The sequence below is a fragment of the Allobosea sp. GW822-FHT03F07 genome (assembly GCF_058801345.1).
This window is the reverse complement of record NZ_JBXAND010000001.1, coordinates 1,718,406-1,733,033: the sequence shown is the minus strand read 5'-3', so window position 1 is coordinate 1,733,033 and position 14,628 is coordinate 1,718,406. Positions and strand designations below refer to the sequence as shown.

The 14,628-nt window shown below is 67.6% G+C and carries 15 protein-coding genes; 4 read left to right on the top strand and 11 right to left on the bottom strand.

The annotated features are described in order from the left end of the window. Window positions 1-51 precede the first annotated feature (51 nt). From AC1RMY_RS08355 to nanR, 3 genes are read left to right on the top strand one after another with little or no spacing between them, the layout of a single operon-like run. Window positions 52-1,317, top strand: a complete 1,266-nt coding sequence (locus AC1RMY_RS08355; RefSeq protein WP_492863482.1) for a ribulose-bisphosphate carboxylase large subunit family protein — start codon at window positions 52-54, stop codon at window positions 1,315-1,317. Beyond that, window positions 1,314-2,696, top strand: coding sequence for a four-carbon acid sugar kinase family protein (locus AC1RMY_RS08350; protein ID WP_492863481.1), 1,383 nt, complete (start codon window positions 1,314-1,316; stop codon window positions 2,694-2,696). The genes AC1RMY_RS08355 and AC1RMY_RS08350 overlap by 4 nt, the downstream gene beginning before the upstream one ends. Continuing rightward, window positions 2,693-3,412, top strand: coding sequence for a transcriptional regulator NanR (gene nanR, locus AC1RMY_RS08345; protein ID WP_492863480.1), 720 nt, complete (start codon window positions 2,693-2,695; stop codon window positions 3,410-3,412). Before AC1RMY_RS08350 ends, nanR begins: the two co-directional genes overlap by 4 nt. A gap of 18 nt (window positions 3,413-3,430) precedes the next feature. On the opposite strand, the gene AC1RMY_RS08340 is transcribed toward nanR, so the two are convergent. The 8 genes from AC1RMY_RS08340 to AC1RMY_RS08305 all read right to left on the bottom strand — a co-directional run bounded on the left by AC1RMY_RS08340 (window position 3,431) and on the right by AC1RMY_RS08305 (window position 11,279). Continuing rightward, entirely contained in the window at window positions 3,431-4,126 is a 696-nt protein-coding gene (locus tag AC1RMY_RS08340) for an SDR family NAD(P)-dependent oxidoreductase (protein WP_492863479.1), read from the bottom strand. Window positions 4,127-4,138: 12 nt separating this feature from the next. Then, window positions 4,139-5,464, bottom strand: a complete 1,326-nt coding sequence (locus tag AC1RMY_RS08335; RefSeq protein WP_492863478.1) for an NAD(P)/FAD-dependent oxidoreductase — start codon at window positions 5,462-5,464, stop codon at window positions 4,139-4,141. Continuing rightward, window positions 5,457-6,221, bottom strand: coding sequence for an amino acid ABC transporter ATP-binding protein (locus AC1RMY_RS08330; protein WP_492863477.1), 765 nt, complete (start codon window positions 6,219-6,221; stop codon window positions 5,457-5,459). The genes AC1RMY_RS08335 and AC1RMY_RS08330 overlap by 8 nt, the downstream gene beginning before the upstream one ends. After that, complete coding sequence (gene argH / locus AC1RMY_RS08325; RefSeq protein WP_492863476.1) at window positions 6,218-7,717, bottom strand: argininosuccinate lyase; 1,500 nt, start codon at window positions 7,715-7,717, stop codon at window positions 6,218-6,220. Before argH ends, AC1RMY_RS08330 begins: the two co-directional genes overlap by 4 nt. 38 nt (window positions 7,718-7,755) lie before the next feature. After that, window positions 7,756-8,472, bottom strand: a complete 717-nt coding sequence (locus AC1RMY_RS08320; protein ID WP_492863475.1) for an amino acid ABC transporter permease — start codon at window positions 8,470-8,472, stop codon at window positions 7,756-7,758. Between the two features lie 10 nt (window positions 8,473-8,482). After that, the gene (locus AC1RMY_RS08315; RefSeq protein ID WP_492863474.1) at window positions 8,483-9,145 is read right to left on the bottom strand and encodes an amino acid ABC transporter permease; all 663 of its coding nucleotides are present in this window, start codon (window positions 9,143-9,145) and stop codon (window positions 8,483-8,485) included. A gap of 74 nt (window positions 9,146-9,219) precedes the next feature. Then, window positions 9,220-10,068, bottom strand: coding sequence for a transporter substrate-binding domain-containing protein (locus AC1RMY_RS08310; protein WP_492863473.1), 849 nt, complete (start codon window positions 10,066-10,068; stop codon window positions 9,220-9,222). Beyond that, on the bottom strand, window positions 10,065-11,279 hold the full coding sequence (locus AC1RMY_RS08305; RefSeq protein WP_492863472.1) for a pyridoxal-phosphate dependent enzyme: 1,215 nt from the start codon (window positions 11,277-11,279) through the stop codon (window positions 10,065-10,067). The genes AC1RMY_RS08310 and AC1RMY_RS08305 overlap by 4 nt, the downstream gene beginning before the upstream one ends. Window positions 11,280-11,360: 81 nt before the next feature. Here AC1RMY_RS08305 and AC1RMY_RS08300 point away from each other — a divergent pair, with 81 nt between their 5' ends. Further along, window positions 11,361-12,260 carry a LysR substrate-binding domain-containing protein gene (locus tag AC1RMY_RS08300; RefSeq protein ID WP_492863471.1) on the top strand — a complete coding sequence of 300 codons (900 nt, stop codon included), beginning with the start codon at window positions 11,361-11,363 and terminating at the stop codon, window positions 12,258-12,260. Window positions 12,261-12,267: 7 nt separating this feature from the next. On the opposite strand, the gene AC1RMY_RS08295 is transcribed toward AC1RMY_RS08300, so the two are convergent. The 3 genes from AC1RMY_RS08295 to AC1RMY_RS08285 form a co-directional block, all read right to left on the bottom strand. Then, a complete protein-coding gene (locus AC1RMY_RS08295) occupies window positions 12,268-13,287 on the bottom strand; it encodes an amino acid ABC transporter substrate-binding protein (protein ID WP_492863582.1) in 1,020 nt (339 codons plus the stop codon). Window positions 13,288-13,350: 63 nt separating this feature from the next. After that, on the bottom strand, window positions 13,351-13,986 hold the full coding sequence (locus tag AC1RMY_RS08290; protein ID WP_492863470.1) for a L,D-transpeptidase: 636 nt from the start codon (window positions 13,984-13,986) through the stop codon (window positions 13,351-13,353). Window positions 13,987-14,001: 15 nt separating this feature from the next. After that, window positions 14,002-14,505 (bottom strand): hypothetical protein, encoded by a 504-nt coding sequence (locus tag AC1RMY_RS08285; protein WP_492863469.1) that lies wholly within the window; start codon window positions 14,503-14,505, stop codon window positions 14,002-14,004. Window positions 14,506-14,628: the final 123 nt, after the last annotated feature.

The window sequence follows — 14,628 nt, the reverse complement described above, 5'->3', positions numbered from 1 at the left end:
GCGTTTCATGCTGTCAATCTGGTATGATGACATCATGAGTTGGGAGCGACCGTGGATACGGATCAGCGCGTCGAGGCGGATTACTGGCTGGAGACGCCGGGCGACCCGCGCCACACCGCCGAGGCGATGGCCGGCGAGCAATCGAGCGGCACCTTCATCGCCGTCCCGGGCGAGACGCCCGAACTAACGGCGCGTGCCGCTGCGCGCGTCGAGCGGCTGGATCTGCTCGACCGTGCCGACAGCCCGGCCCTGCCCGGCGCGACGGCGAACATGCCGGCCCCGCCGGAGGGCTATCGGCGCGCCAGGGTCACACTCTCCTGGCCGATCGAAACCATCGGTGCCTCATTGCCGAACCTTGTCGCCACGGTCGCCGGCAACCTCTTCGAGCTGCGGCAGGTCAGCGGCCTGAAGCTCCTGGACATCCGCATGCCCCACGCCTTCGTGGAGGCCTATGCCGGGCCACGCTTCGGCATCGCGGGCACGCGCAGGCTCGCAGGCGTCGCCAGCGGCCCGCTGATCGGCACCATCATCAAGCCGAGCGTCGGCTTCGGGCCACAGGAGACGGCGGACCTCGTCGATACGCTCTGCCGCGCCGGCATCGACTTCATCAAGGACGACGAGTTGCAATCGGACGGGGCGCTCTGCCCGTTCGAGGCGCGGGTCGATGCGGTGATGCGGGTGGTCGAGGCACAGGCCGACCGCAGCGGCCGCAAGACCATGGTCGCCTTCAACCTGACCGGCGATCTCGACCAGATGAAGCGCCGCCACGACCATGTCCTGAAGGCCGGCGGCACCTGCGTCATGGCGAGCCTGAATTCGGTCGGGCTTGTCGGCATGATCGAGCTCGGCCGCTTCTCGCAACTGCCGATCCACGCCCATCGCAATGGCTGGGGCTATCTCTCGCGCAGCCCGGCGCTGGGCTGGGACTACACCGCCTGGCACAAGCTATGGCGGCTGGCCGGTGTCGACCACATGCATGTCAACGGCCTCGCCAACAAGTTCAGCGAACCTGACGAGAGCGTCATCGCCTCGGCGAAAGCCTGCCTCGCTCCGCTTTTCCCCGAGCGCGCGGATGCGATCATGCCGGTCTTCTCCTCCGGCCAGACGATCCGGCAGGCGGAGGGCACCTGGCGCGCACTCGGCACGACCGACCTGATCTTTGCGGCTGGCGGCGGCATCCTCGCCCATCCGGACGGCCCGGCTGCCGGCGTCGCAGCATTGCGCGACGCCTGGAGCGCGGCGGTCGATGGCGTGCCTCTCGACCAGAAGGCCAAGGACAGCCCTGCTCTCGCCGCGGCGTTGGGCCACTATCGATGACCGAAGCCCTGCCCCCCGGCCCGCTGCTCGCCTATTACGGCGACGACTTCACCGGCTCGGCCGCCGTGATGGAGGTGATGAGCTTCGCCGGCCTCGACTCGGTGATGTTCCTGAGACCGCCCTCGCCGGAGCGGCTCGCAGCCTTCTCCGACCATCGCTGCATCGGCATCGCCGGCATCGCGCGCTCCAAACCGCCCGAATGGATGGACGAGCACCTGCCTGCTATCTACGAGGCGCTCGCCGGCATCGGCGCGTCGCTGATCCACTACAAGGTCTGCTCGACCTTCGATTCGGCGCCCGAGATCGGCTCGATCGGCCGCGCCATCGATCTCGGCGTCGCGACGTTGGCGCCGGAATGGGTACCGCTCGTCGTCGCGGCGCCCGCCATCGGCCGCTATCAGCTCTTCGGCAACCTCTTCGCGATGGTCGACGGCGCCGGCCACAGGCTCGACCGCCACCCGGTCATGGCGCGCCACCCCGTGACCCCGATGGACGAAGCCGACCTCGCCCGCCATCTCGTGCGCCAGACCGGCCGCCGGATCGGGCTGATCGACCTGCCCACTCTCCACCACGGCAAGGGAGAGCGCGCTCTGGCCGCTCTCAGCGGCGACGACGTGCCGGTGGTCCTGATCGACGCCGTCGACGAGCCGAGCCTCGCCGCCGCCGGCCGCCTGATCTGGCACGACCGCGAGGCCTGTCGCCTCATGGTGGGCTCGCAGGGCATCGAATACGCGCTCGTCGCGCATTGGCGCGAGGCCGGGCTGATCCCGCGCTCGCCACCGGTCATGCGGGTCACGCCGGTCGAGCGCATCGCGGTCGTGTCCGGCTCCTGCTCTCCCGTGACCGCAGGCCAGATCGCCCATGCCGCGAGCCATGGCTTTGCGCCGATCAGGCTCGATGCGGCCCGCGCCATCGATCCTTCTGCCTGGGAGGCCGAATGCGGACGCGCCGCGGCCGCCGCACTCGCGGCGCTGGGCCAGGGCGGCTCGCCTCTCGTCTTCACCGCACAGGGACCGGACGACCCCGCCGTGTCCGCCCTCACCGAGGCCTGCCGCAGCGCTGGCGCGGATGTCGGCGCGGTCAATGACAGGATCGGCGCGGGGCTCGGCGCCATCCTCGGTGCGATCCTCGGTGCCTCCGGTCTGCGGCGTGCCTTGATCGCGGGCGGCGACACCTCCGGCCATGCCACGCTGGCGCTCGGCGTCGATGCGCTCTCGGCGATCGCGGCGATCGCGCCGGGCTCGCCGCTCTGCCGCGTTTATGCCGACGACACCCGCCGCGACGGGCTTGAACTCGCGCTCAAGGGCGGGCAGATCGGCGGCATCGACTATTTCAGCGCCGTCCGCGAGGGCGGTCCGATCGAGACAACCTCGCCATGACCCCGGAGCCGATCCCGCGCCGCAAGCTGCACCAGGAGGTGCTCGACCGCCTGGTAGCGCGCATCCATTCCGGCGAATTCGCCCCTGGCGCGCAATTGCCGTCCGAGCGCGACCTGATGGAAACCTACGGCGTCGGCCGCCCTTCGATCCGCGAGGCGCTGCAGCAGCTCGAACGCTCCGGCCTCGTCAGCATCAGCCATGGCGAGCGCGCCCGCGTCCTGCTGCCGACGGCGCAGGCGATGGTCGGACAGATGACCGATGCCGCCCGCTATCTGCTGAGCGTCGACCCACAGACGATCGACCATCTCAAGGAAGCGCGTGTGCTGCTCGAAGCCGGTGTCGCACGGCTCGCTGCGCAACGCACGGATGCGGCAGGCCTCGCCGTGCTGCGCCAGCGCCTCGACGAACATCGGGAAGCCGGTCTCGACGACTTCCTCGAACGCGACATCGCCTTCCATCGCCAGATCGCGGTGATGAGCGGCAACCCGGTCTTCCCGGCCGTGGTCGAAGGCATGCTCGCCTGGCTCGGCACCTACTACCATTCGCTGGTGCGCGCCCATGGCGCCGAGACCCTGACATTGCAGGAACATCAGCGCATCTACGACGCCATCGCAGCCGGCCGGCCCGACGAGGCGGCACAGGCCATGTCCGACCATCTCAACCGCGCCAGCGCGCTCTACCGGCGCTTATCGCATGACGACATGAAGGCCGATTGAGGCGCCGCAGGCGCCCGATCAGAGCATGACCTCGTAGCTGCAATTGACCAGAAGCTCGGAGATCGAGGCCGTGTTCGGCAATTCGACGATCAAGCCGACCAGCTTCGCCAGATCTTCGGGCTGTGTCATCGCCTCCTGCGGCAGCGGCGCCTGCGCCGTCATGTCGGTCGCGACATAGCCCGGGCAAAGCGCGAGCGAGCGCACGCCGTCTTCGAAAGCCGCCTGCCGGATCGCATGCGACAGCGCGACCATCGCGAACTTGCTCATCTGGTAGCCGGCATTGCCGTTGCGCACGCGCTTGCCCGAGAGCGAGGCGACATTGACCACCCTGCCCCGTCCGCATGCCCGCAGATGCGGCAATGCCGTCTGGATCAGCCGGAAAGGCGCCTTGAGATTGACGGCGAGCATCGCGTCGAGATCCTCTTCGCTGCCGTCGGCCAGCGAGACGTTGCGCAGGATGCCGGCCGCGTTGACGAGGATGTCGATGCGGCCGAAGCGGGCCATCGTCGCCTCGACCCAGGCCTTCTCGGAACCCGGTTCGGTCGCCTGATAGGGAAAGCTCATCAGGCCGGCCGGGGCGAAACCATCGGTCTGCGGCGCGGACGCAGGCTGGCGGATCGCGAGGCTGAGCGCGATGCCCTGCCTTCCCAATTGCTCCGCTATCGCCCGCCCGATCCCGCGACTGGCGCCGGAGACCATCGCAACCTTCGTCATGGTCTCACCCTCTCAAAGCCGGGCCAGGCGGCGGTCGATCGCATCCTGCAGATGATACCAGCCGCTAACGATCGGCAGGAACCAGGGCTTGCCGTCATAGAACGGCACCGGAACCTGCGGAAAGGCCGGATCGTCGAAGGCGCTCGGCCGGTTCTGGTGGCCGAGCAGCTTCAGCGCCGACTGGTGCCCGAGATAGGTCATCAGCGCGACGCCGTTGCCATTGCAGCCAATCGCGAAGTCGATGCCGTCGCGCCGGCCCATATGGGCGATCTTGTCGGCGGTCATGCCGACCTTTCCGCTCCAGCAATGGGTCACCTTATAGCCCGCGAGTTGCGGCCAGACCTTCAGCATCATCGCGTGCAGACGCGGCGCGGCCTCCCGTTCTGGCAGGCTGAACATGCCGGGGCGGCTTCCGAAAAGCAGGCGCGTGCCGTCCGGCGACGGCCGCGAATAGATCAACTCGCGCTTGGAGTCCGTGATCATGCGCCGGCCGGGATTGATCTCCGCCAGAAGCTCCGGCGGCAGCGGCTCGGTCGCGATCTGGTAGCTGCGCACGCCGACGATGCGCTTGCGCAGATAGTCGTTGCCCTGGCCGGTGTAGCCGTTGGTGCCGAAGAAGACGTTGCGCGCCCGGATCGTGCCGCGGCCGGTCTCGACGCTGTGGAAGCCGTTCAGGGCCGGCCCGACCTCGAGCACCGGCGCATGCGACCGTAGCGTCGCCCCGCTTTCGGCCGCAAGCCGCCGCAGGGCGCGGTGATACTTCGCCGGGTGCAGCCCGCCGTAATCGTCGATGACGATGCCGCCATGGTAGAAGTCGGTCTTGGTTATCTCGTGCTGGCGCGACTTGGGGATGTCGTGAACGGTCACGCCGGTATGCCTGGCCAGCAATTCGCCGTGGCGGCGCAGCCGGTCGTAATGCCTCGGCACATGCGCGCCGAAATAGCGCCCGAACACGCCGAGATCGGCGTCGAGGTCCTTCTCGCGGATCAGCGTCTTGAGATGCTCGTAGGAGGCCAGCGAATCCTCGAGCAGGCGTTCCATGCGGGCGCCGTCGACACCCTTGATCGCACCGCCGATCACCAGCTTCTGACCGCTCGACACCATGCCGCCGGATCGCGTCGAGGCGCCGGCCCCGAGTTCCTCGGCATCAACGACCGTGACGTCGACGCCGTTGCGCGCCAGTTCCGCGGCGGCTGAGAGCCCGCAATAGCCCGAGCCCACGACGAGCACGTCGGTCTGCTCCGGCAGCGCCTCGCGCGCAATCTCCGGCGGCGCCGCATCCCACCAATAGGGATCGGTGGTGAAATTCGGCGCCAGCACGCTGGTCTCGTCAGGCATGTTCGGCCTCTCCGAAGGATCTGATGTTGGACAGGAAGGCGCGCGTGCGCTCATGCCGTGGGTTTGCGAAGAATTCACGCGGCGGCCCCTGTTCGATGATTCCGCCGTCCGCCATGAAGACGACGCGGTCGGCAACCTCGCGGGCAAAGCCCATCTCATGGGTCACGACCACCATGGTCGTGCCCTCCCGGGCGAGATCGCGCATCACGTCGAGCACGCTGGTGATCGTCTCCGGGTCGAGCGCCGAGGTCGGCTCGTCGAACAGGATCGCCTTGGGCTGCATCGCCAGCGCCCGCACGATCGCGACGCGCTGCTGCTGTCCGCCCGACAGCGCGGAGGGATAATCCTCCGCCTTGTGGGCGAGCCCGACCTTGACGAGCAGCTGCCGCGCGCGCTCCTCGGCGACCGCGCGCGGCAGCTTGCGACGGCGCTGCGGCGTCAGCGTCATGTTCCGGAGCACCGAGAGGTGCGGGAACAGCGCATAATCCTGGAAGACCATGCCGATCTCGGTGCGCAGCTCCTGCCAGGCGCTCTCGTGATGGATATCGACCGGCCGTCCGGAGACCGTCAGGCTGCCCTCGTCAGGCCGCACGAGCCCGTTGATGCAGCGGATCAGCGTGCTTTTCCCTGAGCCGCTCGGGCCGATCAGCACCACGACGCTGCCGGGCTCGACATCGAGGTCGATCCCGCGCAGCGCCTGATGGCCGCCGAAGCGCTTGCCGATGCCGCGCAGGCTGATCAGCGGCTGCGGGCTCATGCCGCAAGCTCCCGCATGTCGCGCTTCAGCGTCTCGCGCACCGCCTGGAGCCGTCCCCGCTTTTCGGCCAGCGACGCCCGGTTGTCCTCGAGCCTCACTTGCGCCGTCTCGACGGAGCGAGCGACGGCCTCAGGCGCCGGTCCACCGGGAAGCGTGCGGGCGGCGACGCTCGCGACCGGATCGAGGCTGCGGCGCACGACCTCCGGATCCAGCCCGAGTGGGCGGCCGAGCTGCTCGCGCGCGGCATCGTCGACCATCTGCGTGGTGATGCCGTCCGCCGCGAGGCCCTTGTCCATCGCTGCGCGGACCACGCCGCCGACGACGTGATGCGCCTCGCGGAAGGAGAGATCGGCGTCACGCACCATCACGTCCGCCAGATCGGTGGCCGAGGCGAAATCCTCCGTGACCCGCCGTTTCATCAGAGCTGCGTTGGGGCGGCCGGTCGAGATGATCAGGTCGAACAGCGAGAGGCAGCGCAACGTCTCCTCGCCCGCCTCCCAGACGCCGCGCATGGCCTCGCGGTTGCCGTCGATGGTGTTGGTGAAATGCGTGCCCTTCACCGCCGTCGCGGAGGAGACGTAGAGCCCGAGCAGATGTCCGGCCTTGCCCTTGAGATGCTCGAGCACCACCGGGTTCTTCTTCTGCGGCATGATGCTGGACGTGCCGGTGACGCGATCGGGGAACTCGACCGTCTGGAACTCGTGGCTGACCAGCACATGGTAATCCTGCGCGACGCGGCTCCAGCCGAGCGCGATCTGCGACAGCCCCGCGAGGATCTCCAGGCCGAAATCGCGGGTCGCGACGGCGTCCAGCGTATTCTCGACCAGCCCTTCGAAGCCGAGCGAGGCTGCGACGGCCGCACGATCGATGGCGAAGGTCGTTCCCGCCAGCGCGCCGGCGCCGAGCGGGCTGATATTGGTGCGCGCCCAGGCATCGACGAGGCGGCCATAGTCGCGCTCGAAGGCCTGCGCCACGCCGGCGAGATAGAAGCCGTAGGTGACGGGCTGCGCCGGCTGGAGATGGGTGTAGCCCGGCATCACCGCGTCGCGGAAGCGGAAGGCACCGTCGAGTGCGTGCTCCTCGACCTGCAGCAGCGCCTGTCCGGCATCGAGCAGGAGGTCGCGCGCCCGCAGGCGGTCGAGCGCCGCCGTCAGGTCGTTGCGGCTGCGCGCGATATGCATCCGCCCGCCGGCATCGGTGCCGATCAGCTTGATCAGATGGGCCTCGTAGTTGAAGTAGGAATCCTCGCGCTGCGGGTCGAGCTCGACCACGTCGGGCCCCTCCTCCTCCATCCGCAGCAGGCCGCCGGCCAGCGCCTTGGCCGCCTGCGGCGAGATCAGGCCGCAGCGCGCCAGCATCAGCACATGCGCCTGGTTGAGATCGCTCATATGGCCGAAGACAGTCTTGAAATCGCGAGCAAGGCGCGGCGCGTAGATGTGGTCGCAGACTTCCTGCGCGACCGTTTCGGTCAGGCGACGGCTGACTTTGGATTCCATGGTGAAGTCCTCTGGACAGGCAAATTGGGAAAAAGGGATCAGGGAAGCTGCGTGGCCGGCTGCTCGACGATCGTCGTGCCGGGCGCCACCCGGCGCCGGTCGGACTTCAGCCGTCGTTCAAGCCAGCGGCCGAACCAGGTCAGCGCCGAGCAGATCACGAAGTAGATCAGCAGCACCGCGCCATAGACGGTGAAGGCCGGGTTCCAGCCCTCCATCATCGTGGTGCGCTCGACGATGATCTGGCCGACCTTGAAGAACTCGGTCACGCCGACGAGCGCGCCGAGCGATGTCGCCTGAACAAGCAGCGTCAGCAGTCCGACGAAGGGCGGCAGGATCGAGCGCAGCGCCTGCGGCCCGGTGACGAAGAGATAGACTTCCCAGCCCTTCAACCCGAGCGCAGCCGCGCTCTGCCACTGGTGCTTGGGCACAGCGTTGAAGCCTGCCCGTACGATCTCGGTGCCGTTGGCGCTGCCCCAGAGCGAGAGGCCGACGGTGACGGCGGCAAAGGGCGACAGTTCCAGGCCGAAGAGCGGCGCGACGAAGAACACGAAGAAGATGTTCACGATCAGCGGGATGTCGCGGAACAGCTCGACATAGACCTTCACCGCGATGCGCAGCCAGCGGAAGCGCAGCGTCGCCAGCGTTCCCAGCACGAAGGCGATGATCGTCGAGAAGAACAGCGTCGCCAGAGCCAAAGCCAACGTCAGGCCGATGCCCTGGAGGATGAAGGGAAGGTTCTTGACCAGCAGTTCCATCGCCGCGCCCTCAGACCCGGAACGGGGTGTTGAGCCGGTATTCGAGCCGGCCGGCGAAGAAGGAGAGCGTCAGGACGAGCGCGAGGTAGATCACGCAGATCGCGGCGAACATCTCGATGGTGCGGAAATCCATCGAGATCCGGTCGATCGCGACATAGGTCAGCTCGGCCAGCCCGATCGCCTGGAGATAGGACGAGTTCTTCAAAAGCGAGATCGAGGTGTTGAGCATCGAGGGCAGACCGACGCGGATCGCCATCGGCGCCGCGATCAGCCGGAAGAAGCGCCAGGGCGATAGGCCGAGCGAGAACGCTGCCTCGCGCAGGCCCTTGCCGACCGTCTCCAGCCCGCCGCGGATGTTCTCGACCTGATAGGCGCCGGCCCAGAGCGTCAGGCAGAGCACGCCCGACCAGAACAGCGAGAGCTTCAACCCGAGACCGGGGAGCCCGTAGAAGATGAAGAAGAGCTGCGCCAGCAGCGGCGTGTTGCGGATGAACTCGACGTAAGCCACGACGGCCTTGTCAAGCACAGGCACCTGCAGCACCCGCATCGCCGCCCCGAACAAGCCCACCACGACGGAGAGCACGATCGAGAGCAGGCTGACCTGGATGGTGAGCCACAGGCCGCGCATCAGCGCCGGCCATTGCGCGGCCAGATAGGCGAGATCGAATTCCATGGCAGCGGCAAACCCCTGCTGTCGCGATGACGAAACCGGAGGCGGTCACCCCCCTCCGGACGATCGGCTTGGGCTCAGCGCGCCGTCGGCTTCGGCTTGGTGAAGGCGTCGGTATAGAAGGGCCGGATGTCGGCCGGGATCCACTTCTCGACCCATTTCGCATAGAGGCCCTCGGCCTTCATGCGGTCGAGCGCGGCGTCGACATAGGCCAGCCACTCCGCCTCGTTCTTGCGCACGCCGACGGCGGCGTCCGAAACCGCGAAGGGCTCGCCGACGAGGCGCAGCGAGGGGTCCTTGGCAGCGATCACGATCAGCGTCGCGGCGTCATGCGTGTAGGCGTCGCCGCGTCCCTGCTTCAGCGACTGCAGCGCGTCGGAGGCGGTGTTGAGCCGGAGATTGTCGACCTTCGGCATGGTGTCCTCGAACCACTTCGCCTGGGTCGAGCCCTTCAGCATGATGACGACCTTGCCCGCGACGTCGTCGAGCTTCTTGATCGGGCTGTCCTTGGCGACGAGCATGTCCGAGCCGCCCCAGCGATAGGGCTTGGAGAAGTCGACGACGCGGGCGCGTTCCGGCGTGACGCCGAGCGTCGCGATCAGCAGATCGACCTTCTTGCCGTTGAGCTGCGGGATGCGGTTCTCGGCGGTGACGCACGTCAGCTCGATCTTGTCGGCCGAGCCGAAGGCCCAGGTCGCGATCTGGATCGCCATGTCGGTCTCGACGCCGGCGAACTTGCCGGTCTCGTCCTTGTAGCCATAGGGCGGCTGGTCGCAGCGCACGCCGGCCTTGAGCAGACCGGCCGATTTGATCGCCTCCGGCAGCGGCGGCAGGCTCTGCGCCTGTGCGCCCGAAATGGCGGCGACGAACGCCGTGGCGGCGAGTGCGGAAAGAGCGCCGAAGCGCTTGGCGGGAAGATGGGTCATCCGTTGTCCCTCTGTTGGATGGTTGGTTTGAGTGATGCGCCGGTCTGCGCCGGCTGCGCGCTCGCCCGCTCGGGGCGGCGATCTCGCTGCGGAATGCCGACGGGCAGCTCCGCGATGTCTGTCTCTCTGAAGCCCGAGCCCGTCAGCACAAGCACCGCATGGCGCCCGGCGAGGCTGCCATCCTTCGCGAGCTCTGCGAGCGCAGCCAGCGCCGCGGCGGCCGACAGCTCGGCATGGAAGCCGAGCCGCGCGAGCTTCGCCTGCGCCAGCCGGACGGCATCGTCGTCGACTGCAACGGCAAGCCCCGCGCTGGCGCGCAAGGCCTGCACCGCCTGCCAGGTCACGGTGCTGCCGGCGATCGAGAACTGTGCCGTCTCGCCGGCGAAATCCTCGCGATAATCCGCCCCGGCGAGGACACGCGCAAGCCGCGGGAAGGGTTCGGCCGCCACCAGCCTCGGCACGCCCCGGCCGAGCTCTGCGAAGCCGAGATGCAAGCCCGACAGCAGATCGCCACGCGAACAGGGCGCAACCACGAGATCAGGCTGCGCGGCTGCCGCGATCTCGGCCGCGACCATCTTGTAGCCCTCGATGCCGAAGGGATTGGTGCCGATCGCGGGCAGCCGGTAGTTCGTCGCGGCGAAGGCGCCCTCCTCCGCCACCCGCCGCGCCAGATGGTGCCAGCGCGCCATGCTGTCGGAGAAGCCGATGATCGTCGCGCCATGCGTCACGATCGCGCGGCGATAGCTGTCCGGCAGGCCGTCCGTCGTCGCGATCTCCGTAGGAATGCCGGCGCGCGCGGCATAGGCCGCGACCGACAGGCCGCCATTGCCGCTGGAGGCCGCCACGATCCGCGTCGCGCCGATGTCGAGCGCCCGCGCGACGAGCTGCGCGCTCATCCGGTCCTTGTGCGAGCCGGTCGGGTTGCACCATTCGAGCTTGAGCGAGACCCGTCCGACGCCCAATGAGGCGGCAAGCTCCGGCACCTCGACCAGCGGCGTGCCGCCCTCGCCCAGTGAGAGCGCTCCCGGATAGGGCAGCGCAATGGGCTCAGGCCCGGGAGCGTACACGAGGCGGAGATTGGAAGCGTGCCGTTCCGCCGCGCAGCGCGGACATCCGGCCCCATGCTCCGCCACCGGCCAGTCGGCTTCGCAGCGCAGACAGGCCATGCCTGTCAGGCGGGGCGTCACGGCGATGGCGGGACCAGCGGACATAGACAAAAGTATTGTAGCCGGCATCCATCTGGTCAAATGTCAGTTTTTGGCGCTCCTATTCACTGGTGATATAAGGTCGGCATGAATCTGCGGCAGGTCGAAGCGTTCCGGAGCATCATGCTGCGCGGCTCGATGACCGCAGCGGCCCAGGAGTTGCGGACCTCGCAGCCGAGTATCAGCCGCCTCATCGCCGAGCTCGAGGCGGCAACCCATCTGAAGCTGTTCGAGCGCAAGGCAGGCCGCATCCGGCCGACCGATGAGGGGCTGTCATTCTACCGCGAGGTCGAGCGCAGCTTCCTCGGCCTGGAGAACCTGTCGCAGGCGGCCAGGGACATCAAAGCCTTCGGCACCGGGCGCCTGCGTATCGCGGCCATGCCGGTGATGGCGCTCGGTTTCATTCCGCGCTGCATCCGCTTGTTCAAGCAGCGCTTTCCAAATGTCACGATCTCGCTGCAGATGGGCAGCGACGGCACCGTCACCCGCTGGATGTCGGCCTATTACTGCGACATCGGCTTCGTCGCCAACATCGTCGATACGCCCTCGATCGAACAGCGCCACCTCTACACGGTGCCCGGCCTCTGCGCGCTTCCGCCCGGCCACAGGCTGGCCGAGCGCGAGGTCATCGTGCCCGAGGATCTCGAGGGCGAGTCCTTCATTTCGCTGTCGCTGGAGGACGGCGCACGCAACCGGGTCGACCGCATCTTCGAACGTGCGGGCGTGCGCCGGCAGCTCACGCTGGAATCGCCCTTTGGCGCGACGATCTGCGCGCTGGTCGAACAGGGGCTCGGGATCGGCATCGTCAACCCGATCGCGGCCGACGACTACCGCCGCAGCGGCATCGCCTTTCGGCCGTTCGAGCCGCGGATCATGTTCCACGGCAACGCTCTGTTCCCGAGCCATCACCTCAACAACGTCCTCGTCGACGGCTTCCTCGCCGTCGTCACCGAGGAACTGGCGACCTACCAGGCCGCGCGCTGTTGACTTGGCATCAGCGCATCGGCGGAGCGTAAAGCACGCCGCCCATGTTCCAGAGCTGGTTGAGGGCACGCGGGATGCTCAGTTTCGAGCTCGTGCCGAGATTGCGCTCATAGATCTCGGCATAGCTGCCCGTCGCCTTGACCGCCCGAACGGCCCAATCCGCATCGAGGCCGAGCCCCTTGCCGAAGCCGCCCTCGGCGCCAGTGAAGCGCCGCACATCCGGCTTCTGCGACTTCAGTGCCTCTTCGAGATTGGTCGAGGAAATCCCGAGTTCTTCTGCGTTGATCAGCGCGAAGTTCACCCATTTGACCACGGTGAACCAGGGAAAGTCATCGCTGCGGACGACCGGCCCCAATGGCTCCTTCGAGATCACGTCGGGCAGGACGATCGCCTCGGCCGGCTTGGCGAGGCGCAGCCTTTCGCCATAGAGCGCCGACTGATCGCGGGTCAGCACGTCGCACTGCCCGGACTCGAAAGCGGCGAAGGCTTCGGCCGCACTCGGAAAGACCTTCTCCTCATAGGTCATCGAATTGGCCCGGAAGAAATCCGCGAGATTGATCTGGGTAGTGGTGCCCGCCTCGACGCAGATCTTCGCCTTGTCGAGCGCCAGCGCGCCATCAATCTTCAGCGCGCGCTTGGCGAGGAAGCCCTGCCCGTCATGATAGGTGATCCCGGCGAAGGCGAGCCCGAGCTCGGCCTCACGTCCGAGCGTCCAGGTCGAATTGCGCGAGAGCAGGTCGACCTTCGCCGATTTCAACGCATCGAAACGCTCGCTGGCGGAGAGCGGCGTGAAGGTGACCTTCTGCGGATCCCCGAGCACGGCGGCTGCGAGCGCGCGGCAGAAATCGACGTCGAAACCGCTCCACTTGCCCTGCGCATCCTTGTCCGAGAAGCCGTTCAGCCCCTCGCTGACGCCGCAGGAGAGGGTCCCCCTCTGCTTGACTGTTTCGAGCGTCCCGGCTCCGGCTGGCACGCTAAGGCCAAGCGCCAGGGCGCCGGCCGCGATGATGCCGAGCGAGCATTCACGCATCCGCGAAACCTTCGACATGCAGCTATCCCCCGTTTCCCTGGCGAGCCGTCGTGACGGCGCCGATTACAGCGTGGCTTTGTGGCGGATGATCACCTTGGTTCCGAGCGGCACGCGCTCATAGAGATCGGCGATGTCGCCATTGGCGAGCCGGAAGCAGCCCGACGAGATCGCCTCCCCGATCGTCTCGGGCTGGTTGGTGCCGTGGATACGGAAGACCGTCGAGCCGAGATAGAGCGCCCGCGCGCCCATCGGATTGCCCGGCCCGCCGGCCATGAAGCGCGGCAGATAGGGCTGGCGCTGCAGCATTTCCGGCGGCGGGCGCCAGTCCGGCCATTCCGCCTTGCGGCTGACCTGCACCTGCCCTGACCACTGGAAGCCCTCGCGGCCGACACCGATGCCGTAGCGCAGCGCGCGGCCATTGCCCTGCACGACATAGAGGAAGCGCTCGGCCGACTGGATCACGACGGTGCCGGGCGGCTCGTTGGAGCGGAACAGCACCATCTGGCGAGCATAGGGCCCCTCCGTGATGCTGACCTCTTCGGTGGAAACCCGGCCCGGCTCGTCGCCAATATTCATCGTCTCCTGCACCGCGGCAGGCGGTCGCGGCTGGGCGGAGGCCGTCAGCGTCATCGACAGAGCGGCGGCCAGCGCCGCTCCGAACAAGCCGGCCCGCGCCAGGGAAACGGTCCTGGAAGTCATCTCCGGTTCTCCCACTCAGCGACAACGTACATAGATGAAGGTGCCGTAACGGCGATGCGCGTCGGGATCGACGAAGCGCATGACGAGCATCGTGTCGCTCGCCGAAAGGATCTCGCGATCCTGGGGATCGCCGGGAGGCGCCTCGAAACCGAGGAATGTCTTGCCGCCCGGCCCGGCCTTGAGCCTGAGTTCGTAGAGCTTGGCATCATCCGCGACATGCATCATGACGCCGTCGTCAGGCCCCTTCCTGATCACATAGGGCTGGCTGCAGCCCGCCTTGGCCTGGGCCTCGGTGCGCTTGCGGTCCTTCTCGGTGTGGAAGGAGGCGATGCCCCAGCTCCCGATCAGCTTCTCCACGCCGATATTGGTCGGCGCCACGATGGCGGAGGCAACCTGTGTCCCGGCCCGCGGCTCGTCACCGCTGGAAAGACAGCCACCGAGTGTCATGGCGATACTGAGGGCGAGGAGCGGGCCAGCCGCCGAAATCCGATGCTTGTTCTTGTCTTTATGCGACACCATCCACCCCCGTGCAGGCTCGACCTGGCGCAATTTCGACCGACAGGTGCGGAAATAGGGCACGGTTTCGGCACGAGGGCAATCGCCCTTCCGGCTTCGGCCTGCTCTTACGTCATTTGCAACAGG

Excerpts from the sequence above, each read along its gene's own strand:
- AC1RMY_RS08310 (WP_492863473.1), bottom strand. The coding sequence starts at position 10,068 with ATGACCCATCTTCCCGCCAAGCGCTTCGGCGCTCTTTCCGCACTCGCC.
- AC1RMY_RS08290 (WP_492863470.1), bottom strand. The coding sequence starts at position 13,986 with ATGACTTCCAGGACCGTTTCCCTGGCGCGGGCCGGCTTGTTCGGAGCG.
- AC1RMY_RS08320 (WP_492863475.1), bottom strand. The coding sequence starts at position 8,472 with ATGGAACTGCTGGTCAAGAACCTTCCCTTCATCCTCCAGGGCATCGGC.
- AC1RMY_RS08335 (WP_492863478.1), bottom strand. The coding sequence starts at position 5,464 with ATGCCTGACGAGACCAGCGTGCTGGCGCCGAATTTCACCACCGATCCC.
- AC1RMY_RS08305 (WP_492863472.1), bottom strand. The coding sequence starts at position 11,279 with ATGTCCGCTGGTCCCGCCATCGCCGTGACGCCCCGCCTGACAGGCATG.
- AC1RMY_RS08340 (WP_492863479.1), bottom strand. The coding sequence starts at position 4,126 with ATGACGAAGGTTGCGATGGTCTCCGGCGCCAGTCGCGGGATCGGGCGG.
- nanR (WP_492863480.1), top strand. The coding sequence starts at position 2,693 with ATGACCCCGGAGCCGATCCCGCGCCGCAAGCTGCACCAGGAGGTGCTC.
- AC1RMY_RS08285 (WP_492863469.1), bottom strand. The coding sequence starts at position 14,505 with ATGGTGTCGCATAAAGACAAGAACAAGCATCGGATTTCGGCGGCTGGC.
- AC1RMY_RS08295 (WP_492863582.1), bottom strand. The coding sequence starts at position 13,287 with ATGCGTGAATGCTCGCTCGGCATCATCGCGGCCGGCGCCCTGGCGCTT.
- AC1RMY_RS08330 (WP_492863477.1), bottom strand. The coding sequence starts at position 6,221 with ATGAGCCCGCAGCCGCTGATCAGCCTGCGCGGCATCGGCAAGCGCTTC.
- AC1RMY_RS08350 (WP_492863481.1), top strand. The coding sequence starts at position 1,314 with ATGACCGAAGCCCTGCCCCCCGGCCCGCTGCTCGCCTATTACGGCGAC.
- AC1RMY_RS08300 (WP_492863471.1), top strand. The coding sequence starts at position 11,361 with ATGAATCTGCGGCAGGTCGAAGCGTTCCGGAGCATCATGCTGCGCGGC.
- argH (WP_492863476.1), bottom strand. The coding sequence starts at position 7,717 with ATGGAATCCAAAGTCAGCCGTCGCCTGACCGAAACGGTCGCGCAGGAA.
- AC1RMY_RS08315 (WP_492863474.1), bottom strand. The coding sequence starts at position 9,145 with ATGGAATTCGATCTCGCCTATCTGGCCGCGCAATGGCCGGCGCTGATG.